This is a genomic window from Bacillus sanguinis, assembly GCF_018332475.1.
Lineage (GTDB): Bacteria > Bacillota > Bacilli > Bacillales > Bacillaceae_G > Bacillus_A > Bacillus_A sanguinis.
The window spans coordinates 1-2232 of record NZ_BOQB01000305.1 but is presented as its reverse complement, the minus strand read 5'-3'; the positions used below and the strand labels follow the sequence as shown (position 1 = coordinate 2232).

The following is a 2232-nucleotide window of genomic DNA, read 5'->3' as shown; positions in this document are numbered from 1 at the left end:
TACCATTACAATGAAATGGTGTATTCTTAAGTCTGATATAAAAATTAAATATAGAAATTCATTCTCCTTCCTATTTATATAGAGGTTCTGAAATAAAGGAATGAAGAAATGGAGGAACATATGGTTACTAAGTTAAAACAAACGGCTAATTCCTTCCCGCATTTCCTGCTGCTATTCATCGTGTTTCAACCAATTTTAGATTTATTAACATCTTTTTCAATCTATGTATTACACATGAGCGCAACAGTCGGAATCGTAGTCCGTTTCGCCTTTATGCTTCTTGCATTAGGTTATCTACTTCTTCATCATAAACAACAAGGCGCGAAAAAGTATATTCTTTATTTATGTCTATTTGGCATCGTACTCGCAATCGGCCTTGTGAATAATTTAATGGTCAAATCTCCAGTTTCATTTGGAGAAGAAGTGAAATTTATTTTGAAAAGTATATATCCAATTGTACTACTGTTTGGATATATTATCGCACTAAAGGAATTAAAAAATAACGAATATGCGTTTCATAAAATTATTACGTATTTCTTATATGCAACATTAATTTTAAGCATTTCAATCATCGCGGCTATGGCAACTGGTACAGATTTCCCAAGCTATCCGAACTCAAAGATCGGTTCAAGAGGATGGTTCTTTGCTGGAAATGATTTAAGTTCCATTTTCGCAATTATGTTCCCAATCGTTGTCTTATACTCGGTTCATAAAACAACTTCTTTCTCAAAAGCGTATTACTGGATTCCAACTGTACTTGCGATGTATGCAAGCATTATGATCGGAACGAAAGTAGGCTATGGTGCCATCGTTATTACACTTGGTATCGCCCTTTTCTTCCTATTCATTGAATATATGATACATCGTAAAAAAGAAGGAAAAGGATTCACATATCTTGTAAACACAATTGTTGCTGCTGTCGTATTAGGAGGATTACTCGTACTTACACCGCAAACTCCTATCGCAAAAAACATGACCATCCATTTACAAATATATGAATACAAAAAATCAGTACAAGAAGAAAAAGACCGAAAAGAAGGAAAAGTAATTAAAGAAGAAGAACATAAAGAAGGCGAACTAACAGACTCTGAAATGAAAAGTTTAATTTACAGTGATCGCGACAAGTTTTTAAAAGTATATAAACAATACTATAAAGAAGCACCACTATCTCAAAAACTATTTGGAATGGGGTACGCTGGTAACTATACAACGAAAATGAAGTTAGTCGAAATGGATTTCCATGACCTATTCTTCGCATTTGGAATTGTCGGTTTCCTTATGTATGTATTGCCACTTCTTTATTTCGGTATAAAAATATTCATTCGCATCATCACAAACTTCAAGAAACTATTTAGCGTAAAACATATGCTACTAGCTAGCACACTCGTCTTATCGCTTGGAATCGGCTTTATGTCTGGACACGTATTAACAGCACCAGCCGTTAGCATTTTCTTTGTTGTGATACTCGCTTACTTAATTGTTGATTTAGAAATAGAATAAAAGAAGCAGCATCCATCTGGATGCTGCTTCTTTTCTATTCCAACCCTTTACCGCCTCTAGCCTTCAAAGTGCTAATTCTTTCTGCTCCAGTAATCATTGGTTTTGCTCGCTTAATTAAATTTTGTGTAGACTCTAGCATTAAAGATGCTTTATGTGCCTCTTCATTACTCCATACTTCAAAAACATATACAGCATTCGGCTCTTCATCAGAAGTACTTACAATATACACCTCACAACTATGAAGTGCGTTCATTGATTCCGCAGCCTCTAGCAAAATATTTATTAATTCTTCCTGGTTACTTTCTTCCACAATAAACTTACCGTACAATCCGAATTTACTCATTCTTCTCCCCCCTAATTATGTCACTTCTCTTATTTCACAATTAATAATTCCCATAAATCACTCAAATACCTTCTTTTCCATAAAAAAAAACACTTACTGGCACAGCTTTCTTACGTATGAAATTAGAAACTATTTATATAGAAGAATTATTTTAATCGAATTATTAACATGCTAAAATATTAAAGGCACTATTATATAAAAGAATATATAATAGATATGTCGGTTTTTTGCACGAAATGTATTTTGAAAAAGTGAGGAGAGTCCTTTGGTATTTAGTAGTTCGATTTTCTTATTTATCTTTTTACCTCTCGTATTATTTTTCTATTTTATAGTGCGTGCCGAGCTACGTAATTTCGTATTACTTTCATTTAGTTTAATTTTCTATGCAT

The 2232-nt window shown here is 33.2% G+C and carries 2 protein-coding genes; one reads left to right on the top strand and one right to left on the bottom strand.

Annotation, left to right across the window (positions count from 1 at the left end):
* The first annotated feature begins 120 nt into the window (after positions 1–120).
* The gene (locus KI369_RS24560; RefSeq protein ID WP_212957842.1) at positions 121–1500 is read left to right on the top strand and encodes an O-antigen ligase family protein; all 1380 of its coding nucleotides are present in this window, start codon (positions 121–123) and stop codon (positions 1498–1500) included.
* 34 nt (positions 1501–1534) lie between these two features.
* Here KI369_RS24560 and KI369_RS24555 read toward each other — a convergent pair whose 3' ends face one another.
* Positions 1535–1843, bottom strand: a complete 309-nt coding sequence (locus tag KI369_RS24555) for a putative quinol monooxygenase (RefSeq protein ID WP_212957840.1) — start codon at positions 1841–1843, stop codon at positions 1535–1537.
* Positions 1844–2232 lie beyond the last annotated feature (389 nt).

Excerpts from the sequence above, each read along its gene's own strand:
- KI369_RS24560 (WP_212957842.1), top strand. The coding sequence starts at position 121 with ATGGTTACTAAGTTAAAACAAACGGCTAATTCCTTCCCGCATTTCCTG.
- KI369_RS24555 (WP_212957840.1), bottom strand. The coding sequence starts at position 1,843 with ATGAGTAAATTCGGATTGTACGGTAAGTTTATTGTGGAAGAAAGTAAC.